26 protein-coding genes are annotated in these 25,380 nt (G+C 52.9%); 20 read left to right on the top strand and 6 right to left on the bottom strand.

The window, feature by feature from the left end:
* Positions 1 to 23: 23 nt before the first annotated feature.
* A complete protein-coding gene (locus EVJ21_RS07425; RefSeq protein ID WP_236633456.1) occupies positions 24 to 485 on the bottom strand; it encodes a GNAT family N-acetyltransferase in 462 nt (153 codons plus the stop codon).
* Positions 486 to 705: 220 nt separating this feature from the next.
* Here EVJ21_RS07425 and EVJ21_RS07420 point away from each other — a divergent pair, with 220 nt between their 5' ends.
* From EVJ21_RS07420 to EVJ21_RS07395, 6 genes are all read left to right on the top strand, one after another.
* Complete coding sequence (locus EVJ21_RS07420; RefSeq protein ID WP_131490248.1) at positions 706 to 2,409, top strand: glycoside hydrolase family 13 protein; 1,704 nt, start codon at positions 706 to 708, stop codon at positions 2,407 to 2,409.
* Between the two features lie 127 nt (positions 2,410 to 2,536).
* On the top strand, positions 2,537 to 2,956 hold the full coding sequence (locus tag EVJ21_RS07415) for a YwiB family protein (protein ID WP_070328227.1): 420 nt from the start codon (positions 2,537 to 2,539) through the stop codon (positions 2,954 to 2,956).
* A complete protein-coding gene (locus tag EVJ21_RS07410; RefSeq protein WP_131464628.1) occupies positions 2,953 to 3,381 on the top strand; it encodes a hypothetical protein in 429 nt (142 codons plus the stop codon). The genes EVJ21_RS07415 and EVJ21_RS07410 overlap by 4 nt, the downstream gene beginning before the upstream one ends.
* 47 nt (positions 3,382 to 3,428) lie before the next feature.
* Positions 3,429 to 3,947 carry a GNAT family N-acetyltransferase gene (locus tag EVJ21_RS07405; protein ID WP_070328225.1) on the top strand — a complete coding sequence of 173 codons (519 nt, stop codon included), beginning with the start codon at positions 3,429 to 3,431 and terminating at the stop codon, positions 3,945 to 3,947.
* A 6-nt stretch (positions 3,948 to 3,953) separates the two neighbouring features.
* Positions 3,954 to 4,670 (top strand): hypothetical protein, encoded by a 717-nt coding sequence (locus EVJ21_RS07400; RefSeq protein ID WP_131490247.1) that lies wholly within the window; start codon positions 3,954 to 3,956, stop codon positions 4,668 to 4,670.
* Between the two features lie 89 nt (positions 4,671 to 4,759).
* The gene (locus tag EVJ21_RS07395) at positions 4,760 to 6,889 is read left to right on the top strand and encodes a (Fe-S)-binding protein (RefSeq protein ID WP_131490246.1); all 2,130 of its coding nucleotides are present in this window, start codon (positions 4,760 to 4,762) and stop codon (positions 6,887 to 6,889) included.
* Between the two features lie 45 nt (positions 6,890 to 6,934).
* On the opposite strand, the gene EVJ21_RS07390 is transcribed toward EVJ21_RS07395, so the two are convergent.
* The gene (locus EVJ21_RS07390) at positions 6,935 to 8,230 is read right to left on the bottom strand and encodes a protoglobin domain-containing protein (protein WP_070328221.1); all 1,296 of its coding nucleotides are present in this window, start codon (positions 8,228 to 8,230) and stop codon (positions 6,935 to 6,937) included.
* 214 nt (positions 8,231 to 8,444) lie between these two features.
* Between EVJ21_RS07390 and EVJ21_RS07385 the strand changes: the two genes are divergently transcribed.
* From EVJ21_RS07385 to EVJ21_RS07365, 5 genes are all read left to right on the top strand, one after another.
* Positions 8,445 to 9,755 (top strand): hypothetical protein, encoded by a 1,311-nt coding sequence (locus EVJ21_RS07385; protein WP_131490245.1) that lies wholly within the window; start codon positions 8,445 to 8,447, stop codon positions 9,753 to 9,755.
* Positions 9,756 to 9,844: 89 nt separating this feature from the next.
* Positions 9,845 to 10,324, top strand: a complete 480-nt coding sequence (gene rpoE, locus EVJ21_RS07380) for a DNA-directed RNA polymerase subunit delta (protein WP_070328219.1) — start codon at positions 9,845 to 9,847, stop codon at positions 10,322 to 10,324.
* A 235-nt stretch (positions 10,325 to 10,559) separates the two neighbouring features.
* Positions 10,560 to 12,155: a CTP synthase gene (locus tag EVJ21_RS07375; RefSeq protein WP_070328303.1), complete on the top strand. Its 1,596-nt coding sequence runs from the start codon at positions 10,560 to 10,562 to the stop codon at positions 12,153 to 12,155.
* A 151-nt stretch (positions 12,156 to 12,306) separates the two neighbouring features.
* Positions 12,307 to 13,122, top strand: a complete 816-nt coding sequence (locus EVJ21_RS07370; RefSeq protein WP_236633442.1) for a TVP38/TMEM64 family protein — start codon at positions 12,307 to 12,309, stop codon at positions 13,120 to 13,122.
* A 42-nt stretch (positions 13,123 to 13,164) separates the two neighbouring features.
* On the top strand, positions 13,165 to 13,719 hold the full coding sequence (locus EVJ21_RS07365) for a GNAT family N-acetyltransferase (protein WP_131490244.1): 555 nt from the start codon (positions 13,165 to 13,167) through the stop codon (positions 13,717 to 13,719).
* Here EVJ21_RS07365 and EVJ21_RS07360 read toward each other — a convergent pair.
* From EVJ21_RS07360 to EVJ21_RS07350, 3 genes are all read right to left on the bottom strand, one after another.
* On the bottom strand, positions 13,711 to 14,478 hold the full coding sequence (locus EVJ21_RS07360) for a helix-turn-helix transcriptional regulator (protein WP_070328216.1): 768 nt from the start codon (positions 14,476 to 14,478) through the stop codon (positions 13,711 to 13,713). The two genes, EVJ21_RS07365 and EVJ21_RS07360, sit on opposite strands and share 9 nt — an antisense overlap.
* Before the next feature lie 39 nt (positions 14,479 to 14,517).
* The gene (locus EVJ21_RS07355) at positions 14,518 to 14,730 is read right to left on the bottom strand and encodes a hypothetical protein (RefSeq protein ID WP_070328215.1); all 213 of its coding nucleotides are present in this window, start codon (positions 14,728 to 14,730) and stop codon (positions 14,518 to 14,520) included.
* Positions 14,731 to 14,994: 264 nt separating this feature from the next.
* Positions 14,995 to 16,110 carry an NADH-dependent flavin oxidoreductase gene (locus EVJ21_RS07350; protein ID WP_070328214.1) on the bottom strand — a complete coding sequence of 372 codons (1,116 nt, stop codon included), beginning with the start codon at positions 16,108 to 16,110 and terminating at the stop codon, positions 14,995 to 14,997.
* Positions 16,111 to 16,367: 257 nt separating this feature from the next.
* Between EVJ21_RS07350 and EVJ21_RS07345 the strand changes: the two genes are divergently transcribed.
* Positions 16,368 to 18,023 carry a glycerol-3-phosphate dehydrogenase/oxidase gene (locus EVJ21_RS07345; RefSeq protein ID WP_070328213.1) on the top strand — a complete coding sequence of 552 codons (1,656 nt, stop codon included), beginning with the start codon at positions 16,368 to 16,370 and terminating at the stop codon, positions 18,021 to 18,023.
* 44 nt (positions 18,024 to 18,067) lie between these two features.
* On the opposite strand, the gene EVJ21_RS07340 is transcribed toward EVJ21_RS07345, so the two are convergent.
* Positions 18,068 to 18,520: a hypothetical protein gene (locus tag EVJ21_RS07340; RefSeq protein ID WP_131468501.1), complete on the bottom strand. Its 453-nt coding sequence runs from the start codon at positions 18,518 to 18,520 to the stop codon at positions 18,068 to 18,070.
* A 111-nt stretch (positions 18,521 to 18,631) separates the two neighbouring features.
* Here EVJ21_RS07340 and EVJ21_RS07335 point away from each other — a divergent pair, with 111 nt between their 5' ends.
* The 8 genes from EVJ21_RS07335 (at position 18,632) to EVJ21_RS07300 (ending at position 25,378) form a co-directional block, all read left to right on the top strand.
* Positions 18,632 to 18,976: a YxeA family protein gene (locus tag EVJ21_RS07335; protein ID WP_070328211.1), complete on the top strand. Its 345-nt coding sequence runs from the start codon at positions 18,632 to 18,634 to the stop codon at positions 18,974 to 18,976.
* A gap of 107 nt (positions 18,977 to 19,083) precedes the next feature.
* Complete coding sequence (locus EVJ21_RS07330) at positions 19,084 to 19,446, top strand: response regulator (protein ID WP_070328210.1); 363 nt, start codon at positions 19,084 to 19,086, stop codon at positions 19,444 to 19,446.
* 155 nt (positions 19,447 to 19,601) lie between these two features.
* Entirely contained in the window at positions 19,602 to 20,456 is an 855-nt protein-coding gene (gene fba / locus EVJ21_RS07325) for a class II fructose-1,6-bisphosphate aldolase (RefSeq protein ID WP_131464610.1), read from the top strand.
* A gap of 218 nt (positions 20,457 to 20,674) precedes the next feature.
* On the top strand, positions 20,675 to 21,325 hold the full coding sequence (gene fsa / locus EVJ21_RS07320) for a fructose-6-phosphate aldolase (RefSeq protein WP_070328208.1): 651 nt from the start codon (positions 20,675 to 20,677) through the stop codon (positions 21,323 to 21,325).
* A gap of 26 nt (positions 21,326 to 21,351) precedes the next feature.
* Positions 21,352 to 22,605, top strand: a complete 1,254-nt coding sequence (gene murA / locus EVJ21_RS07315) for a UDP-N-acetylglucosamine 1-carboxyvinyltransferase (RefSeq protein WP_070328207.1) — start codon at positions 21,352 to 21,354, stop codon at positions 22,603 to 22,605.
* 17 nt (positions 22,606 to 22,622) lie between these two features.
* A complete protein-coding gene (gene glpX / locus EVJ21_RS07310; protein ID WP_070328206.1) occupies positions 22,623 to 23,591 on the top strand; it encodes a class II fructose-bisphosphatase in 969 nt (322 codons plus the stop codon).
* 100 nt (positions 23,592 to 23,691) lie between these two features.
* Positions 23,692 to 24,618, top strand: a complete 927-nt coding sequence (locus tag EVJ21_RS07305; RefSeq protein WP_131490243.1) for an ATP-binding cassette domain-containing protein — start codon at positions 23,692 to 23,694, stop codon at positions 24,616 to 24,618.
* On the top strand, positions 24,608 to 25,378 hold the full coding sequence (locus tag EVJ21_RS07300) for an ABC transporter permease (RefSeq protein WP_131490242.1): 771 nt from the start codon (positions 24,608 to 24,610) through the stop codon (positions 25,376 to 25,378). The genes EVJ21_RS07305 and EVJ21_RS07300 overlap by 11 nt, the downstream gene beginning before the upstream one ends.
* Positions 25,379 to 25,380: the final 2 nt, after the last annotated feature.

Below are 25,380 nucleotides of genomic sequence, written 5' to 3'. Positions count from 1 at the left end.
TAAAGCGTGACGTCACGTCAAGGTCAAGCTTGTTTTTCAAATAAGGAAAAACCGTCGCGTTCGCCGACGTAGCTGAAGCCGAAGCGAAGATAATAGTCGTTCAAAAATCCGTTCGTCGCGACACAGTCGAGCCGGATCCGTTTTGCCCCGGCCATTGCCTGACGCATCAATTGAGTACCGATTTGTTTTCCTTTATGGCGCGAGTCGACGACGAGGCGATGCACGTAGACGGCTGTGTCGGCGTCGTTCCATAAGTTCTCGTCCCACGACGTCGGCGGGATCAGACTGACCGCCCCGATGATGGTGTCGTTCTCTTCATATACGTACACCGTCCCGTTCGTGACGTCATACGTCACAGTATCGGTCCGACTCGGCTTTAAATATTTTTGCCATTGCGTTTTTCCGGCTGCTTTAAACTCCATCGCTTTCGTTAGAATAAGCGTATCGATGGGAGATACATCGGCCACGGTGGCCAAACGAATCATATGAGTCGCCTCGCTTTCAATTGGTTTTCAAATCGTGTAGGGTACACGGTGAGCAAGCTATTTAAAACTTCTTTGTGTCGGCGAATGATTTTTGGTAAGATAAACTTACTGTAATCGTGCAAACGATTGCGCTAGCCGTAAGAAGAAAAAATAGCACTGATATTAGGATAAGTATATAGGATGCGCAGTAAGTTTAGAGACAAGGGAGTCTTATTGAGATATGCAACTTTTACAACGTGACCAACAGACAAAAACTTTAAAACGAAATTGGTGGAAAGAAGCCGTCGCCTATCAAATCTATCCGCGCAGTTTTTACGACGCGAACGGTGACGGGATCGGTGACATTCAAGGCATCATCGACAAACTCGATTATTTGAAAGACCTCGGCGTCGACGTCATCTGGATTTGCCCGATGTACAAGTCGCCGAACGACGACAACGGTTATGACATTAGTGACTATGAGGACATCATGGACGAGTTCGGGACGATGGCAGACTTTGACCGTCTCTTGGAAGAAGTCCATGCGCGCGGCATGAAGCTGCTCTTGGACCTCGTCGTCAACCACACGTCAGACGAGCATCCGTGGTTCATCGAATCGAAGAGCTCGAAAGACAATCCGAAGCGTGACTGGTACATTTGGCGCGACGGGAAGCCCGACGGTTCGAAGCCGAACAACTGGGAGTCGATCTTTGGCGGCTCGGCTTGGGAGTTCGACGAGACGACCGAACAGTATTTCTTGCACGTCTTCTCGAAGAAACAGCCGGACCTCAACTGGGAGAACGCTGAGATGCGCCAGACGATATACAACATGATCAACTGGTGGCTCGACAAAGGCATCGACGGTTTCCGCGTCGACGCCATCAGCCATATCCGTAAACACCCGTCGTTCGGCGATCTTCCGAACCCGGAAGGCCTCGACTTCGTGCCGTCGTTCGAGATGCACATGAACGTCGACGGTATTCACGGCTACCTGGAAGAACTCCGTGACGAGACGTTCAACAAACACGACATCATGACGGTCGGTGAAGCGAACGGCGTCTCGCCTGACGACGCCCACCTTTGGGTCGGTGAGAAGGACGGCAAGATGAACATGGTGTTCCAATTCGAGCATATGGGTCTTTGGCGTGAAGACGCCGAGTCGAAACTCGACGTCGTCCATTTGAAGAACGTCTTGACGAAATGGCAAAAAGGCCTCGAGGCAGACGGCTGGAACGCCTTGTATGTCGAGAACCACGACCAGACACGGACCGTGTCGTCATGGGGCGACGATGAGCGTTACTGGAAAGAGAGCGCCAAGTCGATCGCGATGATGTATTTCCTCATGCAAGGGACACCGTTCATCTATCAAGGCCAAGAGATCGGGATGACGAACGTGAAGTTCGATTCGATCGACCAGTACGACGACATCGCGACACGTAACCGTTACTATATCGGACGTGAGCACGGCAAGAGCCATGAAGAGATGATGGAGATCACGTGGAACTCGTCACGTGACAACACACGGACGCCAATGCAATGGAGCGACGCCGCGAATGCCGGCTTCACGTTCGCCGAGAAACCGTGGTTCGGCATCAACCCGAACTATCCGGACATCAACGTCGACGCGCAGCTCGAGGACGAGGATTCGATCCTCAACTTCTATAAAGAGATGATCCGTCTCCGGAAAGACGACGAGACGTTCGTCTACGGCAAGTACGATATCGTCTTGCCGGAACATCCGGAGATTTACGCCTACACACGGACGCTCGGTGACACGCAATACCTCGTCATGTCGAACTTGACGGGCAAAGAAGCGATCTTCGCGACGGATATCATGCTTCGTTCAGACGACGTCGTCTTGAAGAACATGCCGCTCGACGCGCATGATGAGACGATGCTCCTCCACTTGAAGCCGTTCGAAGGACGCGTCTACAAGTTGAGCTGACTCAAAGACAGGGGAAACCCTGTCTTTTTTGTGGTGTGAGGCGCGCGCGAACCGGGAAAGAAAAAGTTAGCGATTCCGGACCGTTTAGGAGATATGGTACGATGAGACAGCGGAAAGGGGAATCACCATGGCAATTGAACCACGACGGGTCCGTGTCCGGCAGACGACGAAAGTCAGTGAGGTCGATGAACCGATCGAGCTCCATGCCGACGGTCTCTACTATGAATTAAAGACCGGCTTCATCTTGACGTTCGACCAAGAGCGTGAGGACGGCATCGTACCGACGACGTTGAAATATACGACTGGGCGGCTCGCCCTCATCTGTAAAGGACCGATCGAGATGAACCATTCCTTCATTGAAGGACGGCTGACACAAAGCCTATACAAAAATCCATATATGTCGATGACGATGGCGACGACAACGGTGCGGCTCGATGTCCGGGACGGCCGCTGCCGTTTCCATTACGAGTTGGCAATGAACGACGACTTGGCGGGCGACTATGAAGTCGACGTCGCTTGGACGTTTGAAGGAGGAGAAACGACATGAATTTTACAGAACGTGTGAAAAAAATTGAAGAGATGTTGAACGAGGATTGGTTCGAGATGCTCGAGACGAACGAGGAAGAGTATGAGGAATGGCGAGGCCGCCTCGAAGACCATGCCGAACAAGTCATCGGTCATTATGACAATGAGACCGGCGTCGATATGGACGCGGTCGACAAGTTGCTCCAATTGAACGACGAGTTCCCGCTCCTGTACGGAGAAGACACGGTCCGGCTCTATATCGCGTTGATCGAGGCGCGATCGGAAGATAAATCGGTGTACGACCGCTATATCGACTACTTGGCGGCAATCGGTGACGCTGAGCATGAGGAATTCTTGCGGTTCCACACACTCGTCGAAGCCGGTCGCTTAGACGAAGCGAAACAACTCGCACCCGTGATGCCAAAACGATTAGGACTCGAAGACTAAGGCCGCATTGCGGTCTTTTCTATACATATAATTAGGGGGGAAATGCTATGTTACGGCTCGTGAAGACGTCAGTCGAACAGCAAGACCAAGTTCTTGCCCTGTTAAGCGAATGGAAAGAGGACGGAAGCAACATCGTCCCGACGACGATTAATAAAGATACAAGCGATTTTGACGCCTACGTCAAACGACTACTTGACGCAGAAGACCGTGAAAAGATTGAGGACGGTTGGGTGCCGAGCACGACGTATTGGTTGACGGACGGGGACGAGTTGCTCGGGGCGGCGAATATTCGCCATGAGTTAAACGCCCACCTGTTGAACTTCGGGGGACATATCGGCTACGGCATCAAGCCGAGTGCGCGCGGACGCGGTTTGGCGACAGAACAGCTACGTCTCGCGCTCGAGAAAGCGAAGGAACTCGGGATTGAGCGGGCGCTCATCACGTGTGACCGAGAGAACGTCGCCTCTCGCCAAGTCATTTTGAACAACGGGGGTGTCGCCGACACACCGTATACCGAAGAAGATGGAACCGTCGTCGAGCGATTTTGGATTGAACTGAAAGGGTGACATGGGATGGCGAACTGGATTGTCGTGTATTTAGTGCTCATCAATTTCTTTGGGATTTATTTGTTTCCAAGCGACCGGGTACCGTCTAAAAAATGGTTCTCATTTTCGAGCGGGATCGCCATCACGTATTTTTTCATGTATTTATTGCCATCGCTCAACAAGCGCCAAGATACGCTTCAAGTCAACTGGCTCGACCTTGCCTTGCCGTCAGAGATTTACGTCGTCAGTCTGCTCGGTTTCACCGTCTTCTACGGGACGATGCGGTTCGTGCGGACACCGTACTTTCAAGACGAGACGATTGACCGAAACGTGTCGTATTGGCTTCAAGTGACGCTTCTGACGGCATACATGTCGTTCTCGGCTTACGTCGTCACGGCGACATCGGTCACGTTTGTGGCACGTAGTTTTTATGCGACCGCGCTCGGTGTCCATTTCCTCGCTGTCGGTCACGACTTGTACCGTCACTACGGGGAACGTTATTTGACGCAAGGCCGTTATTTTTTAAGCGGCGGGATTCTCGTTGGCGGCTTGTTCGCTCGTTTCATCGATCTCGCGACGCACGTCGAGGCGCTCCTGTTCGCGTTCGTCGCCGGGGCGATGATCCTCAATATCGTCAAGTTCGAGCTGCCGGCCGACCGCAACCTCCACTTCCGGACGTTCGTGCTCGCCGTTTTCGGCTACGGCGGCATCTTGTTGTTCTTGAAACATGTGCTCGACTTTTGATTCCAACAAGAAAATGAATGACTGTTCATTCACTTTTTGTTATACTGAACTCAAGATTGAATCCGTTTTCATAAGGGGGAGTTTTGGGGATGTCGACATTTTTAATCGTCAACTGGATTCTATTCTTGCTCGTTCTTGGCTATGGACTGTATTTGTTCGCGACGCTCGTCTATCAGCGTTATACGTTCATCAAGCATGGGAAGAAGGCAGAATGGAGCCAAACGAATAAGGAACGGCTCGAACAAGTCATGATCAACGTGTTCGGTCAAAAGAAACTACTGAAGGATAAGAAGAGCGGGATCATCCACGTCATGATGTTCTATGGGTTCATCCTCGTCCAATTCGGGGCCATCGACTTCATCTGGAAAGGGCTCGCCGTCGGAACCCGTTTCCCGCACGTGCCGCTCGGTCCGCTCTATCCGATTTTCACATTCATGCAAGAAATCGTCATGCTCATGATTCTCGTCGCGGTCGTTTGGGGATTCTACCGCCGTTACGTCGAGAAACTTGTGCGCTTGAAGCGGAACTTTATGGCCGGCCTCGCCCTCATCTTCATCGGCGGGCTCATGGTATCGGTCTTGTTCGGCAACGGGTTCTATCTCGTCTATAAAGAAGAGCTGCCGATGTGGGGCGAACCGGTCGCGACACTGATCGGTTCAGCGTTCGCTTGGGTACCTGGGGGCGTCGCTTTCGCCTTGTTCGTCGTCTTCTGGTGGCTACACCTCATGTTCTTGCTCAGCTTCATGATTTACATCCCGCAAGGCAAGCACGCCCACTTGATCGCCGGCACGTTAAACGTCTGGCTCGGCCGGACGCACAAAGTCGGCCGTCTCGCGCCGGTCGATTTCTCGGCGATGGAAGACGCGGAAGAGTCGGACGAAGAAGTCGTCTTCGGTGTCAACAAAATCGAGGACTTCAACCAGAAGCAACTCGTCGACTTGTACGCTTGTGTCGAGTGTGGGCGCTGTACGAACGTCTGTCCGGCGACCGGTACCGGCAAGATGCTGTCGCCGATGGATCTCATCGTCAAGCTGCGTGACCATATGAACATGAAAGGGGCGGCCATCACGCGGAAATCACCGTGGGCACCGGCCCTCATGTTCCAAAACACGCAAGGTGCGGAGATCGCGGCCGCGGCCCAAAACGGGCACATGCTCGTCGCCGATGAGTTGATCGGCAACGTCATCACGGAAGAAGAGATTTGGGCGTGCACGACATGCCGAAACTGTGAAGACCAATGTCCGGTCATGAACGAGCACGTCGATAAAATCATCGACCTTCGCCGTTACCTCGTCATGATGGAAGGGAAGATGGACCCTGAGGCGCAACGTACGGTCGCGAACATCGAGCGCCAAGGCAACCCGTGGGGCATGAACCGGAAAGAGCGCGAAAACTGGCGCAAAGACCGGGAAGAGCTCGTCATCCCGACTGCCAAAGAGAAAAAGAAAGCGGGAGAAGAGTTCGAATTTCTCTTCTGGGTCGGGGCGATGGGCTCTTACGACAGCCGTAGCCAAAAAGTCGCCCAAAGCTTCGCGAGTGTCTTAAACAAGGCCGGTGTCTCGTTCGCCATCCTCGGAAACGAGGAGAAGAACTCAGGGGACACGCCGCGCCGAATCGGGAACGAACTATTGTTCCAAGAACTCGCCGAAGCGAACATCAAACTGTTCGAGAAATACGGCGTCACGAAAATCGTCACAGTCGACCCGCACGCGTACAACACGTTCAAAAACGAGTATCCGGACTTCGGGCTGACTGGTGTGAAAGTGTACCATCATACCGAGCTGCTCGCCGAACTGCTCGATACGGGACGGGTCAAGCCGGACTTCGCCGTGAACGAACGCGTCGTCTACCATGACTCGTGCTATCTCGGCCGCTATAACAACGTCTATGACGCACCGCGTTTCGTCCTCGAACGAATTCCAGGTGTCGAGCTCGTCGAGGCGGCACGTAACCGCGAGAACGGCATGTGTTGTGGAGCCGGTGGCGGACTCATGTGGCAAGAAGAGAAAGTCGGGACGCGTGTCAACGTCGCTCGGACCGAGCAGTTGCTCGAGACGAAGCCGACGGTCATCGGTTCGGCATGTCCGTACTGCTTGACGATGCTCTCGGACGGTACGAAAGCGAAAGAAGTCGATGAGACGGTCGGAACGTTCGACGTCGTCGAGCTGCTCGATCGCTCACTGAAGCCGATCGAAGTACCCGAACCAATCTTACAATGAAACAAATCCGGGCTTGGTCAGCGACCAGGCCCGGATTTCGTTTACTTACATTTCGGATTTTGTGAGCAGTGAAGACGTGAGGTGAGACAGTCCTTGCGTCGTCTCGTTGATGGCTGAGATCGTCTCGACCATCTGTCCGAGGTCTTGCTTGTTGCGCTCGAATGAGAGAACGTAGTTGCCCATCTCGTCTTTCACGGTCGAGAAGCCGACTTTGACCGCATTCAACTGACGCATCGCCTCGTCGTTCGTCCGATGCATTTGTCCCATCTGGTCGAGCAGGGCTGCGATGTTCGTCTCGTTCTCGTGGATGAGTACGTTAATCTGGCTGCTCAGCTGTTTGGCGTTCTCGGCGAGCGTCCGGACTTCGGTCGCGACGACGGCGAAGCCTTTGCCGTGCTCACCGGCCCGGGCCGCTTCGATTGAGGCGTTCAACGCGAGCAAGTTCGTTTGGTTGGCGATCTGTTCGATGCTGCGGGTCATGCTGACGATCTCTTGCGAGCCGTCTTTGAGTGCTGTGATGCGCTCGAGCGAGGCGTCGACGTATGTCGCCGATTGCGTGAACTCCGTCTCCATCTGCTCGATCTGTTTGCCGTTCGTTTGCGTCAGTTCCATCAAGTGACGGCTCATCTTCTCCGTCTGTTCGGTTTCAGACAACACTTGGTGGGCCCGGTCGCTCGTCTCGGACATGGCGGCGCCGGTCCGTTCCATCGTCGTCGCGACTTCTGTGCTGACACGACCGATATCGGTCAACAAGTCGGTCCGGGCCGCGTTTGCCGATTCGATTTCACCGAGTCTGGCGTCGACGTACTGCTCGGTCACGATTTGAGCGTCTAAATTCATCGCGTGAGACAACGCGAGCAACGACTCGGTCATCGCCGCCGGGTCGTGTTGATAGTGCTCGACGATTTTCGGGACGAGCAACGTGTTGAAGGCAGAATACGTCGCGAGGAACCAGACGACCGGTACCGAGAAATTATGGTGTGTCTGTCCCATGCGTTTACGCATGGCGAGAAACTTCTCATCGATCCGACCCGTCAACAAGCTGCGGAAGTAGTCGGCGAATACTTTTTTCAAACGCTCGCGCGTCGATGAGGCGTTGGCGATCTTGACCATGTCAGGCTGCAACATCAAATGGTCGAGTACGCTTTCTAACACGTCATCAAGCACGGATTCGACGAGTGGGGCCATCGCTTGAAGTCGTTCGACTTGAGTCGACGTATAGCCCATATAATGCGCGCGTCCGCTCAGGCGTTTGTCTGATGGTTGTGCGATGGTCGTTGCGTCAGGGAAAGCGATTGATGCGGTATAATCAGGTTTTTTCGGTTTACGGAAGAGTGTCATTCAAAAATCTCCTTTTTCATCATATGTAGAATAGAGGTGTCTCCTTTATATCGGCTAAGTTGTGAAAAAAGTAAGGGGTGGATGTGTAATCGCTTTATTCTTAGCGACTAAGCGAACTGGATAATTTTGAGTCATTGTTATTCAGTCGCGAAACCGGGGAAAAGATTCAAAGAAGCATTTGTGTAAGTGTTCGCTAAGAAAGAAGGGGACGCACATGAAAAACGTTATTGTTTTGTTGACCATCGTGAGTGCGCTCAGCAGCCAAATCCTCCCGCAAATTTTGTATTTGTCAGTCATGGCATTAGAAGAAGGCGCCGGGGGTTTAATCCCATTCATGATTTTTTATGTCGCGAGTATGTCGGGTCTATTGTTGTGGGTTTATGTCATCGGTCGTCTCGGGTCGAAACAGACGTTTTTGATTGCTTTATGGGTACTGGTCGGCGGACTGATCTGCTTTTTGTTGCCGTTTGAATGGGCCGTTGAGTTGAGTGCATTTTTAGTCGGCGTCGGCTCAATTGGCGTCGGGTCGATCATGACGACGATTTTGTCCCAACTGAGTGAACTGTCTGTACCAAAAGAACCGACGGAGGACAAAGGGAGTTCATTGCCGCTCGTATTGGCACTCGTTGCGTGGATCGCCGCATTCTCATACACGCTCACCCAATCTTACAACGGGGCCGTCATCTTATTCCTTGTCAGCCTCGTCCTGCCATGGTTATTCGTGAGAAAATTGCCACTCCAAAAAACGGCAACTTGGACATTGACGACGGTAAAGTTTGTGGGCGCCTTCATCGCCGTCACATTATTTACGTTAGTGAGCCGTCTTCTTAGTTTGTTAGAAGGAACGAGAGGCTACATTGAAATATTTTTGTTGATGGTCATTTTACTAGGATATGTGGGCTGGGTTCTGTTCCAAGAACGGACGAGAACATACGTCAGCGCGACTAGGACGCGACAAGTCCAATTGCTTGCGTTCGTCGTCGGCTTGTTCGGGGGATGGACATTGATCGGTGCCGTATTCGTCAGTCTCGCCCTATATTCGTTTCAAGTACTCCTCTTCTATGTATTTGTCCCATTTTTGGCAGGGGTTATCGGTTGGGTATTGATTAGTCGCGTTTTCGAGTTGGCTCGCCGTCCTTATCTCGTCCTGTTCGTCTCATCTCTGGTGTTTTTCTTAGGTTTCATCGAACCGCTCGTGTTCATTCCCGTCCTGTTCGTGAGCGGTTACGTTCAAACGATGTACTCAAGTGCCGGGCACGTCTACTTATATGAATACTATGGAGACAACAAAGAGTTTGCTTCGTTACTGCTTCAACTATGGAAACGATTTGGCATGGTCGTCGCCTATTCCGCTTTGATGGTCGGAATATTAAGCTATGGTCTCTACGTTGGACAGACAGTCAATGCCGAGCTGTCGTTTCAAATTCCTCGCGGCTGGATGATGGGGGTACTCGGTCTGACTTGGTTGTTTAACGTTGGATTGATTACAATCTATTGGCAACGCGTCAATAAAAATCAAGCGTAACCGAAATAATTTCCTCTAGCTTTTTTATATCGGTTTTGTTTATAATGAGGAGTGATGTTTAACTAGTGACGGAAAAGGAGTGTCCTTTAATGAATAAATCGTTGATCGATTTTGTTTACGAAATTCTTCAAAAGACTGGGGAGCAACCAGTTTCATTTGATGAAATCCGCGAGCAGATCAGACAAAACTATACGTTCACAAGTGAAGAGGAAGAGCTCGAGAAAATCGCGCAACTCTACACGGACATGAACATCGACGGACTATTCGTCAACTTGGGAGCTAACCGTTGGGCGCTTCGTGTTTGGTATCCGTTCGATAAGTCAGACGAAGATCTCGTCATCGAGGCACGCCAACGCGGCGAGCTCGACGAGTTTGAGGAAGATCTCGATGAGACGGACGAAGGCATCGTCGACATCGAAGACGACCTTGACGTCTTTGCTAAAGGTGAAGATTTCGATGCATCTGAATTTGATGCGGATGATGAAACTGAAAAAGTACCAGACCTTGACGAGTTCAAGGACGACGACTTAGACGACGACCTCGACCTTGAAGACGAGGACGACTTATAAGAGACCGCAAAAAGCCGGGCATTTGTCCCGGCTAGGCGTGTCTCTTTTTCTTTTTTGGCACACGTAACCAAGAAAAAAATAATAACTTGACGACTGCATCGTCTCTGACGTAAATTAGTCATGGGCTAGTTTAGCACGTACGATGCAGCAAAAGTGTCCCCCATGTCAGTGGGGGCACTTTTGCTTTTTTTGTTTTTCGTTTCCCGATGTGGGCATTCAAGAGAGGAGAATGATGATGACAAAGTATATTTTCGTAACAGGTGGGGTAGTATCTTCACTCGGTAAAGGGATCACAGCCGCTTCACTCGCACGTCTGCTTAAAAACCGAGGTTTGAACGTAACGATTCAAAAGTTTGACCCATATATCAATATTGACCCAGGGACGATGAGCCCATACCAGCACGGTGAGGTGTTCGTCACGGACGACGGCGCCGAGACCGATCTTGACCTCGGACATTACGAGCGTTTCATCGACATCAACTTGTCGCAAAACGCGAACGTGACGTCGGGGCGCATCTACTCGACGGTATTGAAAAAAGAACGTCGCGGTGACTATAACGGGGGGACGGTCCAAGTCATCCCGCATATCACGAACGAGATTAAAGACCGCGTCTTCCGTGCCGGCCGCGAGACGAACGCGGACGTCGTCATCACAGAGATTGGTGGAACAGTCGGGGACATCGAGTCGCTTCCGTTCATTGAGGCCATTCGACAAGTGAAGAACGACATCGGCAAAGAGAACGTCATGTATGTTCACTGTACGCTCGTCCCATACCTTCGCGCAGCTGGCGAGATGAAGACGAAACCGACACAACACAGCGTCAAAGAGCTCCGCAGTTACGGAATCCAGCCGGACATCATCGTGCTCCGTACTGAGTATGATATCCCGGAAGAGATGCGTGAAAAGATCGCCCTCTTCTGTGACACGCGCAAAGAAGCGGTCATCGAGGCACAAGACGCGTCGACGTTGTATGAAGTGCCGCTCAACCTTCAAAAACAAGGCATGGACCAGCTCGTCAACGACTACTTCGGCTTCAACACGCCACCGGCTGACATGACGGCTTGGAAAAACCTTGTCCATACGGTCACGCACCTCGAGAAGAAAGTGAAGATCGCACTCGTCGGAAAATACGTCGAACTCCGCGACGCCTATATCTCGGTCGCCGAATCGCTCAAGCATGCCGGTTACGCGTTCAACGCCGACATCGACATCGACTGGGTCAACGCAGAAGAGGTGACGGCTGAAAACGTCGATGCGCTTCTCGGCGACGCCGACGGTATTCTCGTCCCGGGCGGCTTCGGAGAGCGTGGGATTGAAGGGAAGATTGAAGCGACGCGTTATGCGCGTGAGAACAACGTCCCGTTCTTCGGGATCTGTCTCGGGATGCAACTCGCGACGGTTGAGTTTGCCCGTAACGTCTTGAAGTTAGACGGCGCCCATTCGGCGGAGATCGATCCGACGACGAACTACCCGATCATCGACCTTCTTCCTGAGCAAAAAGATATCGAGGACCTCGGCGGTACGCTCCGCCTCGGCCTTTACCCTTGTAAACTTGAGCCGGGCACGAAAGCGCACGCCGCTTACAACCAAGAGCTCGTCTATGAGCGTCATCGCCATCGCTACGAGTTCAACAACGAGTACCGTGAAGCGTTCGAAGCGGAAGGCTTCAAGTTCTCGGGGACGAGCCCGGACGGCCGTCTCGTCGAGATCATCGAGATTCCAGAACACAAGTGGTTCGTCGCGTCACAGTTCCACCCAGAATTGATTTCGCGTCCTGAGCGCCCGCAGCGCTTGTTCCACGATTTCATCCAAGCAGCACTCGCAGAGTGAGGGAGAGGTCACGACCGTTTTCGGTCGTGGCCTTTTTTCTCGGGCAAAAGACTGACCGCTTCAACAGCTTAGGATGGATACATGTTCACCTAAATCCGGGTAAACTAAGAGTAGAACGGGGAGAGGGCGATGTCACATGGGGGAACGAAACATGATTTACTGGGGGTATGGGGTCGCATTAGTCGCGTTGAGCATATTGCCGTTCGTCGTCTTGCCGACACTCTTATTGCCGTATCAACTCGGATGGACCGGGGTTGTCCTGTTGGCTCTATCGATCGGTCTGTTGCGGTCGATCCGTGAAGGGTCGAGCGTCTATTTGAAGCAGATGTTGAAAGTGACATTCACGTTGTTTTTATTATTTGTCTTGATCTATTACGTCTCATTCGGTCTCATCTTATACGATACGTATGGGCTCGATCGTCTGCTCGAACGTTATGAGGCTCATGCGGTCTGGGTGTTCGCCGCCTTCAGTTTCCTGCAGCCGATCGCGTTGCCGGTCCCGGAAGCGATCAGCGTCCCGATCGGCAGTGTCGCCCTCGGTCCGTTGCGCGCGGCCATGATCGGCAGTGTCGCGACGACGCTCGGCATCCTCGTCATGTACGGGCTCGCGCGGTTCGGACGGGAGCGGGTCATGCACTTGATTGATGCGGATAAGCTCGCGACGTATGACCGTTATGTCGGCAAGTACGGTCTCGGTGTCTTGCTCGTCTTGTTCATCATCCCGATCTTACCGGACGAAGTCATTTGTTTGGCGGCCGGATTCAGCCGCGTACCGTTCGGACGTTTCGTGATGATCGCAGCCGGAGCGAAGCTCGTCACGTCGTTCGGATTAGCTTATTCGGTCACGCTCGGTGAATTGTTCGTGACCGGTACGAGCCCGTTCGCGGTCGTCTCGGTGACGGCGAGCTTGATCCTCGTCATCTTGGCGCTCGTCTGGCGCAAACGTAGAAAAGGGAATTCGAACTGACGTCTCGAATGAGTGAAGAGCATATACAGAGAGGGAGAGATTATGTATCGAGATGAGAAACTGGTTATTCGACCGATCGAGGCGCGCGACTTGGGACGGTTATGGGAATTGATTTACAAAGAAGCGGCGCCCGAATGGAAACGGTGGGACGCACCGTATTTTGAACATCGCGCGCAAAGTTATGATGCGTATCAGGAGGAGGCGGACCGCCACGTCGGACGTGACGACATGTGGGTCGTCGAAGTCGATGGGACGGTATTCGGTACGGTGTCCTACTATTATGAGGACGCCGGGAAGGAATGGCTCGAAGTCGGGATCATCCTTCATCAGTCAGACCGCTGGAATCAAGGTGTCGGGACGAGGGCGCTCAAACTTTGGATCGACCATCTGTTTAACACGCTCTCGACGGTCCGGGTCGGATTGACGACGTGGTCAGGGAACGAGCGCATGGTGCGCGTCGCTGAAAAGATCGGCATGCAGCTCGAAGGTCGGATGCGGCGCGTCCGCGTCGTCCGTGGTGAGCGTTACGATTCGATTCGGATGGGCATGCTTCGGGAAGAATGGGAAGACGAACAAAAGCGCGACGTCTCAAGTTGAGGCGTCGCGCTTTTTAGACGTGAGAAACAATTGGCGGTATTGGAGCGGGGTCATCTGCTTGTACGTCTTGAACGTGGTAATATACGCCGTGCAAGAGGTAAAACAGTATTTTTCGCCGATGGCACAAATCGGCAGATTCGTACCGAGCAGGTCGGCTATCGACGCATCGATCCGTCGCCTGCGAATCCGTTCTGGCACACTTTCCCCGACTTCTTGTTTGAACAGGGCCGACAGATAGTTGTTCGACATACCGATTCGTTGGGCGATCCAAGGGAGCGATAACGCCGGTTCTTGCAGATGGTCCTCGATCAAGTGGATGATCGTCGTCACGTTCGGATTGGTCGATACGGGTGGAGACAAGAAAGCCATCATCTTCGTCAAGGAATCGACGATGACCGGGACGGCATAGATGAAGTCGAGCGTCGTCGTCAGTTCGTCGATCAAGATGAGGAGCGCACTCGTATAAGTGAGCGCGGTCTGGACGTTCGGGTTGTCGACCGGGATCATGCGGATGACGTGATAGACGAGTCCGCGATAGTAGAAGCGGACACTCCTATATTCATCCGTGACCGGAAGTTTCAAAAGGTCGAACGTCAACGTTTCAAGCAATTGCTCGGCCCGGACCGGATGGGCGCTCCGGAGCGCACTCACAATCTGTTGGTCGAGCGCATAAAAGTTATCGAGCAGCTGAAAGTCAGCAAATAAGTTTTTGTCGCGCTGCAAGTGGTTCATAAATTGGCGTTCGATTTTGTTTTCCACCGGTCAAGTCACTTCTTTCATCGTACCATCGGGAATCGTTCATTTGTCTCGTTGAGCGTTTCGCATCGTCGCCTGCTTCAGCTCGGCGATTTCTTTGGCGAGTGCTTCTTCTCGGGAACGTGTGGATGATTCGAGGTGGTGTTCGAGTTCTTTGCTTTTGTTGCGATACGTTTCAGCCGCTTGTTTTGTGCGCTGGTGATGTTGATTAAGCTGTTTGTTGTGTACATCGAGATCAAACGGCTTTTTTGTCATATATATGCCCCTTTCAAAACAAGGTCAAACAGACAGACGGAACGAATGATTGGTCTCGAGCCGCGGTCTCAATGAGGAAACGCTTCCTGTCCTTAGCTTACGAATGGGGCGAATGCTTGGAAAGTTAGGTCAACACGAAAGGAGTGGTGAAAAAGATGATAAATGTGACGGAATTGTGTCTGAAGAGACTTATTTGTGTCACATTCCGGTCTCGTCTCCGAACGCAATAAAAAATCCGCAGACTTATGTCTGCGGACAGCTTGCTTATTTGACTGCTTCGTCTTTGATTGGGAACCAGCCGGCACGTGTCGTGATGGCGTTCCAAAGTGGGGCCGGGACAGCGAGTTCGGCTTGCTTGTTCAAGTCAAGCGCCGTTTCGATTTCATCTTCACGATCCGTTTGCACTTTTTCAAGCCAGTCAGGGTCGATGATGAGTTCACGGCCGAGCGCGGCCAGGTCGATGACGTTCAAAGCGTCTTCGACTTGACCAGGGCGCTGAAGTTGTCCGACTCCGATGAGCGGGACGGCACCGTTGATGCGTTTCGCGATCCGGTCGATCGAGCGCTCCATCACGTTCTCGTTGCGCATCGAACCGATATTGAAGTTCCAAAGCGAGGCGTGGAGGTAGTCGAGTCCTTCCTCGAGCAACATGTCGATCAATACGTCCGTGTCGTCGAGCGTGATACCTGGCTCTTCGACTTCTTCTGGTGAGAAGCGATAGCCGATCAAGAAATCGTCAGCGTCTTTCGCCGCGGCTTTCACAGAACGGATGACTTCACGCGGGAACGTGAGACGCGCCTGTACGTCGCCTCCGAAGCGGTCGTCTCGGCGGTTTGAGTGCGGTGAGAAGAACTGCTGGATCAAGTACGTGTTCGCTCCGTGAATCTCGACGCCGTCAAATCCGGCTTCGATGGCACGGCGTGTCGCTTCACCGAATGCTTCGATGATTGCCTCGACTTCTTCTGTCTCGAGGGCACGCGGTGTGGCGGCACCTTCACGGACGGGTGCGACCGCACTTGCGCTCACGGGTTGTTCGTTCGGGACGAGCTCTGGAGGAGACATGCGCCCAGCGTGGAAGATTTGCAGAATGGCTTTGGCACCTTCCGCCTTCAAACTTTCAGCGAGTTGACGGAGACCGGTGATGAAGTGATCGTCGCTCGCGCCAAACGCGTTCGGGAATCCTTTACCGTCTTCTGTCACATAGGCACACGCCGTGATGGCGAGACCGACATTTTTCGCTCGCTTCCGATAGTAGGCGAGTTCGTGCTCCGAAACCTCACCTGTCGGCTCGGACGAATAATGGGTCATCGGCGCAAGGACGAGCCGGTTATGAAGCTCGACGCCGTTTTTAAATTGAAAAGATTGTAACATGCGTTTCATGAAAACTCCTCCTTCGTAGTGATACTTTGAAGTCTAGTCTTCTGAATTTCAAATTGCGAGCGTGACGCTTTCGGTCGGGCAGGTTGCGTGTCTAGTGAGCCGGTCGATGGTTGAAGAATGGAGAATAGGGTATAATACAGGAGAAAAGTTGATAACCGGTTGGAGATTACAGAGAGACCACGACATAGAGGGCGAAGCCTTGTTTTGTTGTGGTCTCTTTGTTTATACGAACCGGATTCATTATAGGAGGGAATAAGATGGAAATCAGAAACTTCTCAGCAAAAGAACGTGCCAAGCGATACGAACAATTGACGAGTGAGCGTCATGACATCCTCGTCGTCGGTGGGGGCATCACCGGTGCCGGGATTGCCCTCGACGCCGCTTCAAGGGGAATGAAGACGGCGGTTCTTGAAATGCAAGACTTCGCGGCTGGAACATCGAGCCGCTCGACGAAACTTGTCCATGGTGGCTTGCGCTATTTGAAACAGTTCGAAGTCGCACTCGTCGCCGAGGTCGGGAAAGAACGCGCCATCGTCTATGAGAACGGACCGCACGTCACGACGCCAGAGCGCATGCTTCTACCGATGCACAAAGGCGGCACGTTCGGACCGCTCTCGACAGCGCTCGGGCTGATGGTGTATGACTTGTTGGCCGGCGTCAAACGAGCGGAGCGCCGTTTGATGTTGACGCCGGAAGAGGTGATCGAGAAGTCACCGCTCGTCAAAAAAGACGGGCTCGTCGGTGGCGGTTATTACGTCGAGTATCGGACGGACGATGCGCGCATGACGATCGAAGTCGCGAAAGAAGCGGCGAACCATGGCGCACTCCTCTTAAACTACTCGAAAGTGACCGGTCTCATTTACGAGCAAGGCAAAGTCGTCGGCGTGAACGTCGAAGATCAAATCGACGGGAAGACGTATGAAATTTATGCGAAAAAAGTCATCAACGCGACCGGCCCATGGGTCGACGTGCTCCGTGAGCAGGACGGCTCGAATAAAGGCAAGATGCTTCGTCTGACGAAAGGTATTCATCTCGTCATCGATCAATCGAAGTTCCCGCTCAAACAAGCGACTTACTTCGATACACCAGATGGCCGAATGGTGTTCGCCATCCCGCGTGACGGCAAAGCGTACGTCGGGACGACCGACACGTTCTTCGATAAGGATAAGGCGCATCCGCGCATGACGACAGAAGACCGCGACTATATCTTGGGCGCGATCCACTATATGTTCCCGGATGTGTCGTTGACGGAAGATGACGTCGAGTCAAGCTGGGCCGGCATCCGTCCGCTCATCTATGAGGAAGGCAAAGACCCGTCCGAGATCTCACGGAAAGATGAGATTTGGCAATCGGAAAGCGGCCTGATCACAATCGCCGGTGGTAAGTTGACAGGCTACCGGAAGATGTCTGAGACGGTCGTCGATCTCGTCGCGAAGCTACTCAAACAAGAAGAGGGTATCGTCTTCCTCGCTTCACGGACGAAACATATGCCGATGTCGGGTGGACATGTGGGCGGTTCGAACGGCTTTGACGACTTCTTGACGAAGAAGAAAGACGAGCTGAAAAACCTTGGTTTCGATGACGTGAAAGCGGAGCAGTTAGTCCGTCTCTACGGATCGAACATCGATCGCGTCGTCGAGCGGATGGATACGAACGCTTATGACCTGCCCGAGATCGTCTACGCGCAGTTGATGTACGGCATCGAAGAAGAGTCGGTTGTCCGTGCCATCGACTTCCTCGTCCGTCGGACAGGGGCGATGTTCTTCGACATCGACTTCGTCAGAGACTATAAAGACGGTGTCTTGCGCTGTATGGCCGATGTCTTCAAATGGTCGGATGCACGTCTCGCCGAGGAGCGGGAAGAAGTCGAGAAAGAGATCGACCTCGCCGTCGTCCCGGTCACGATCGACTAAACGTAAACCAAAAGGAACTTCGCTCAAGCGAGCGAAGTTCCTTTTCATATGCCTAATTCTTCATAGTACGCTGTGATTCGATCATCGATTGCGAAGACCATCTCCTCGTCGCCCGAAAAATAGAAGACAATATACGTTCCGTCCTCGCGATACACTTCCGCTTCGACGATGAGCGTTGTCGGCTGTCCGTCATACGTGACTTCAAGTTCACCGAGCGGATGCACGGTCGCCTCGTCTAAATCTGGATTGGAGACGAGTAGATGCATGCGCTCGACGTCTTCTGCTGAAATCGGTTCGTCGAAAACCTCGGAGATGAGTTTGAACGTCTCGGGCACGTCTTCTAATTCCGCATCTATTGAAGTAGCGAGCGGTATATCGTCTTCATAAACATCTTCATACGCGTCGGCGGACGGCTCTTCTCCGAACGTCCCAGCCGTGATGGCGACACCTCCGGCAAGCGTCACTAAAAAAAGTAAAAATCCGAATAAATGCTTCATGTCGTGTCTCCCATCATGTCTTGTACGTTGAGTATAACAAGAAGCGTTGCGTTTAGGAATCGTTCATATATGGTATTGGAAGATAGCGATCAATAGAAGTGAGGGATGCACATGCAACGGAACCGAGTACTCATCGTCACAGTCTGTCTCGCGGTCTTTGCCGGATGGTTGGTCATCGATTTGGACCGTCTGTTCGCGGATACATATTATGTGAAAATCCCGAAGGCGGAGACGGCGGAGCGAGATGGGACGGACTATGTGTATACGACAATCGGCTATGATGAGGAACGAAAAAAGCGTTCGCTCACATTCACGTCTGACTCACGGCTCGCAGAAGGTGATTTTTTGCAATTGTACGTGAAAGATGAAGGGACGGTGACGTCGTATGAAATCGCCGACGAACGAGACGTTCCCTTTGAATTGAAAATGGAGCAAGCGGGGGAGGCGGGGACCTGAGCCTCGTTTCCATCTTTTAGAAAATGACGCGTCGCCAAACGAAAACGATTTTGGTATGGTTATATTATCGCACAAAGCTATAGAAGCTACGGAAAGAAGGTAACTAGATGTCACGCATGTTAATCGCAGACGACCAAGATGGAATTCGCTTGATGCTCGCCCAAGTGTTTAAAAACCTCGGTATCGAGGTCGACACGGCCCAGGACGGCTTGAGCGCTTGGGAACAGCTAGAACAAAGTACTTACGATTTGGTGCTGCTCGATATGAACATGCCGCGCATGTTCGGGCATGAAGTGTTACGGAACATGCGGAACAACGACATCGACACACCGGTCATGATCATGACCGCATTTGGGGAAAAATCGACAATCGAAGAAGTGCGCCGCCTTGGGATCACGGCTCAGTTCGAGAAGCCGTTCGATATTTACGGCATGATCGAGAAAGTGAAAGAAGTGCTCGGCATTCAGTGAATCGTCACGAAGATGACATATGTAAACGCTTGCGCGGGGCCATTTCTATATGCGAATAGCATAGGCACAAGTTTTGACGTGTGTTATAATGGGAACGAATTGCACAGGGTCACTTTTCCCACAGTGCACAACAGCGAACAGAGGAGGACATCATTATGCCATTAGTATCAATGACAGAAATGCTTAACAAAGCATTCGAAGGCAAGTATGCAGTCGGCCAATTCAACATCAACAACCTCGAGTGGACGCAAGCGATTCTTCGCGCTGCGGAAGACGAGAAATCACCAGTTATCCTCGGTGTATCAGAAGGTGCAGCAAAATACATGGGGGGCTTCACAACAGTTGTTAAAATGACTGAAGGTCTCATGCACGACTACAACATCACTGTTCCAGTTGCAATCCACCTCGACCACGGTTCTTCATTCGACAAGTGTAAAGCAGCGATCGACGCTGGTTTCACGTCTGTTATGATCGACGGTTCACACCACCCGATCGAAGAAAACATCGAAATGACGAAACAAGTCGTTGAATACGCACACGCTAAAGGCGCTTCAGTTGAAGCGGAAGTTGGCACAGTCGGCGGCGAAGAAGACGGCGTCGTTGGCGGCGTACAATACGCTGACCTCGACGAGTGTGTCCGTGTTGTTAAAGAAGCGAAAGTTGACGCTCTTGCAGCGGCACTCGGTTCTGTACACGGAGAATACGCAGGCGAGCCAAACCTCGGCTTCAAAGAGATGGAAGAAATCGCAGCAGCGACGAAAACGCCACTCGTTCTTCACGGCGGTTCAGGAATCCCTGAGCACCAAATCAAAAAAGCAATCGAGCTCGGTCACAGCAAAATCAACGTCAACACAGAGTGCCAACAAGAATGGACTCGTGCGGTACGTGAGAAGCTTAACACTGACTCGAAAGTATATGACCCACGTAAAGTCATCGGACCTGGTATCGAAGCGATCTACAACGTCGTTTCTGGTAAAATGCGTGAGTTTGGTTCAAGCAACCAAGCGTAATCTTGTCACATCAGTCGGTTCTCCTCGTGAGAACTGGCTTTTTTGTTGAAAAAAATTATAGGAAGTCATGGGCCGTCGGGACGCTCGCCGGGATGATCTTGCTTGCCGCTTCGATGCTCGGCATCGCCGCGCTGACGTAAAGGGTATAGCAATTCCGTGTCGATTTCCTCATAATAAGAGAGTAAGCGATTACAATCCGATTCGAGGAGGACATGTACATGCGTTTTTTCATTGACACGGCAAATGTGGAAGACATCAAGAAAGCCCACCAAATGGGCGTCATCGGGGGCGTGACGACGAATCCGTCGCTCGTCGCGAAAGAAGGCGTCGATTTCCATACGCGGCTCCGTGAGATTTGTGAGGTCGTCGGGGACCTTTCAGTCAGTGCGGAAGTTATTGCACTCGACGCAGAGGGTATGGTCAAAGAAGGAAAGGAACTCGCGGCGATCGCGCCGAATATTACAGTTAAGGTGCCAATGACAGCAGCCGGTATGATCGCTGTCAATGAGCTTTCGAAGCTCGGCATTAAGACGAACGTGACGCTCATCTTTAACGCCAACCAAGCGCTCTTAGCAGCTCGGGCGGGTGCGTCATACGTCTCGCCGTTCATCGGACGCCTTGACGACATCGGTCACGATGGTCTCGACCTCGTCGAGACGATTGCGAATATCTTTGCCATCCATGGCATCGATACGGAAATCATCGCCGCGTCCGTTCGCCATCCGGTCCACGTGACGAAAGCAGCCCTGCTTGGTGCTAATATCGCCACGGTACCGTACAAAGTCATCGAACAGATGATGAATCATCCGCTCACTGACAAAGGGATTGAGCAGTTCTTAGCGGATTGGAATAACGCTCAATCCAAATAAGTTCGTCGTAGAAAGGTTTGATCATCGTGGAAATTCTCCATATCGTTGGACAGCAGAAACTTGAAGGAACAGTTGACATTAGTGGCGCCAAACAGAGTGCCTTGCCTTGTCTCGTCGCAGCACTTCTTACCGAAGAACCGGTGACAATCGAGAACGTCCCCGTCATCGAAGATGTTGAAGTGATGCTCAGCCTATTACAAGAACTCGGGGTGACAATCGAGCGGGACGGGGAGCGGATGACGCTTCATGCAAAAGATGCCGTCGCCATGCCGCTGCTCGGCTCAGAAACTCGGAAAGTCCGGGCCGCTGTCTACTTACTTGGTGTGTTCGCAGCTCGTTTTGGGAAAGGGGCCGTTGGATTACCAGGGGGATATGCGATTGGTCCACGACCGATCGATTTACATTTAAAAGCGCTAGAACGTCTCGGCATCAAAGTCGAGAACGAGTCGGGTCTCTATCACGTCAACGCCGACAAGTTGGCCGGCAATCGGATCTACCTCGACCTTCGCTCATTCGGGGCGACGGTGAGCGCGATGCTCGCCGCGGTCCTTGCCGAAGGGACGACCGTCATTGAAAATGCCGCGACTGATCCGGAAGTCGTCGACGTCGCGACGATGCTGACATCGATGGGTGCATACGTCATCGGTGCCGGGACCGATGAGATTCGAATTAAAGGGGTCGAACGCTTGCACGGCTGTACACATACGCTGATCCCAGACCGCCTTGAAGCCGGAACGTTTATGATTTACGGTGCGGTTGCAGGGGAAGTGACGGTTCGAAACGTTATTCCGACCCATTTAGAAGGGGTCATCCAAAAATTAGTTGATTACGGTGCTGAAGTCGAGGTCGGGGAAGAAGCGATCACGGTTCGGGCGAAAGCTTTTGAGCCGATTGATATTCGCGTCTTCCACTACTCGGGTTATCCGACCGATTTGCAACCGATCATGTCAGCCGCTTTGTTGAAAGCGAACGGGACGAGCGTCGTGACGGATAAGCTATACGTCCAACGTTTCCGTCATATCGCCGAAATGCGGCGGATGAACGCGCAAATCACGCTTGAAGATTCGTCGGCCGTCATTCGTGGCGGGACGACGCTTGCGAACGCTGAGATGGAGTCTGCCGATGCGCGGAGCGCCGCGGCACTCGTCTTGGCCGGTTTGCAGGCAACGGGAGAGTCGACGGTTCTCTATGCGGAACGTCTGAACGACTCGTACGTCGACTTCGTCGGCAAACTAAAACAACTCGGCGCCCTCGTCTGGGTCGATGAGATGTCCGAGTAACAAAGGGGAGAATTCGGGTGGAACGTAGTTTATCAATGGAATTGGTCCGGGTCACAGAAGCGGCAGCGCTGTCTTCGGCCCGCTGGATGGGGAAAGGCTTGAAAGAACAAGCGGACGACGCAGCCACAACAGCGATGCGCGAAGTGTTCGATACGATTCCGATGAAAGGGATCGTCGTCATCGGGGAAGGTGAGATGGACGAGGCACCGATGCTCTACATCGGCGAGAAAGTCGGGAACGGTTACGGCTCACGCCTCGACGTCGCCGTCGATCCGCTCGAAGGGACGAGCATCGTCGCGACGGGAACATGGGGCGCACTCGCGGTGCTCGCGGTCGCGGACGCAGGTGATCTCCTTCACGCGCCAGACATGTATATGGATAAGATTGCGGTCGGTCCAGAAGCGGCGGGACTGATCAGCCTCGACAACTCGATCGAAGAAAACATCGCGATCGTCGCCAAGGCGAAGGGCAAGAACGTCGAAGACGTCGTCGTCACGATTTTGCACCGTGACCGTCATGAAGAGATGATTCAACGAGTCCGGGCAACGGGAGCTCGTATCAAGTTGATTCCGGACGGCGATGTCGCGGCGGCCATCAACACGGCGTTCCCGAAAACCGGTGTCGATCTCTTGCTCGGCTCGGGCGGGGCGCCGGAAGGCGTCATCGCAGCCGTCGCCATGAAGTGCCTCGGTGGTGACTTCCAGGGACGGTTGTTGCCGGAAGACGCGGCCCAGGAAAAACGATGCCAAGATATGGGCATCGCTGACACGGGACGCATCCTGCTTCTTGACGATCTCGTCAAAGGCGAGGATTGTATCTTCGCGGCGACGGGTGTGACAGACGGTGAACTGCTCCGTGGTGTCCAATTCACGGGTCAGGGCGGTCAGACACACTCGGTCGTCATGCGCGCCAAATCGGGTACGGTCCGTTTCGTCGAAGGGATTCATTCATTGAAGAAAAAACCGAAAATGGTCATGAAACCTTAATTCTCTCGAGCTGCAGATTCTCTCTGCAGCTTTTTTGATGCGTTCTTTCATATTTAAAATATGAATAGAACGGGAATGAGTAAGGCAGGAGGTGGGGTCGATGATCGAAGTAGAGTCACTCGTCAAGACGTTCGGGGATGTTCCGGCCGTCGACGGAATATCGTTTTCAGTAAAACAAGGAGAAATCTTTGCGTTCCTTGGTCCGAACGGGGCCGGGAAATCGACGGCTATACAGATGTTGACGACACTCATTCGACCGACGAGCGGGTCGGCGCGCGTGAACGGGTTTGATGTCGTCAAGCGGGAGAAGGACGTCCGGTTATCCATCGGTGTCGCCCTCCAGGAGACGGGCATCGATAAAGTGTTGACCGGCCGGGAATTGCTCGTCCTTCAAGGACGGCTGTTCAAAATGACGAAACGTGAAGCAGAAGCACGGGCCGAGGAACTGCTGTCGGTCGTCTCACTCGCGGATGCGGCTGACCGAAAGAGTGGCACGTATTCCGGCGGGATGCGGCGTCGGCTTGATTTGGCGCTCACGCTCGTTCATCGTCCGATCGTACTGTTTTTAGATGAACCGACGACCGGGCTTGACCCGGCGAGTCGAATCGAGATTTGGAAAGAGGTACGGCGTCTCAATCAAGAGTTCGGGACGACCATCTTTTTGACGACCCAATATTTAGAGGAGGCGGACGAGCTGGCCGATCGCATCGCCATCATCCATCACGGTAAGATTGTCGTCGAAGGGACAGCAGAAGAATTGAAGCAGACCGTCGGAGGCGAGTCGATTTCTCTGGTGTTTCATACCGATTCAGAAGCACGAGCCGCCGCTGAACTGTTCGGACAAGCCGCGACCGGACCGAGCCTCGTCTTCGAACTTCGCGACTACACGTTGACCGACGTCGTCCGGAAACTCGATGAGCAGGCGTTACAGCCGGAGCGGCTCACGGTGAAACAGCCGTCACTTGACGACGTGTTCTTGAAAGTGACGGGCGAATCGTACGAAGGAGGTGTGCCGAGTGTGGACTGAAACGTGGTTGTTTACAAAGCGGAGTCTAATGACGACGATCCGCAACCCATTTTCATTTATCCCGAACTTGATGATTTCTGTCTTTTTCTTGCTCGTCTATACGAGCGGGCTGTCGAGTGTGGCCGCATTGCCGCAGTTCGGCGGCGGCGACTACTTGAATTTCATCTTGCCGGTATCGATCGTCTCAGGTGCTGTCGGCGGGGCTGGGGGTGCCGGCCAAGCGTTAGTGCGTGACATCGAGAGCGGCTATTTCGCCCGGTTGCTGCTCACACCTTCGACGCGGACTGCCATCGTGCTCGGACCGATGATTGCCGGGATGTTGCAACTGTTCGTTCAAACGTTGCTTATCTTTGCCGTCGCGTTCTTACTCGGATTGACGATTCCGGTCGGTGTGGTCGGCTTCTTGTTCACGGTTTTGCTCGCTCTCGGATTCGGACTCGCTTTTGCCGGATATTCGGTCGGGGTCGCCTTGAAGACACGGAACGCCCAAGCCGCACAGGCCGGGACACTTCTCTTCTTCCCGCTCATCTTCTTGTCGACGACGTTCGTCCCGAAAGAGTTGATCGAGGCGGAATGGCTCAAAGTGGCGGCGACGTTCAATCCGACGACGTATATCTTTGAAGGGATGCGAGCCGTGTTGACCCAACCGACGATTGACTGGGGCGCTTTGTCGGCCGGCCTTGCCGTGGCTGGAGGGATGAGTGTCATCATGGTCGTCTTCGCGGCGACAAACGCGCGGGGTGCCTTGAAACAAAAATGATG

This window comes from Exiguobacterium sp. SH0S2, assembly GCF_004337185.1.
In the GTDB taxonomy this organism is placed as follows: Bacteria; Bacillota; Bacilli; order Exiguobacteriales; family Exiguobacteriaceae; genus Exiguobacterium; species Exiguobacterium aurantiacum_A.
The sequence above is the reverse complement of the archived record's forward strand: the minus strand, read 5'-3'. Positions and strand labels throughout refer to the sequence as shown.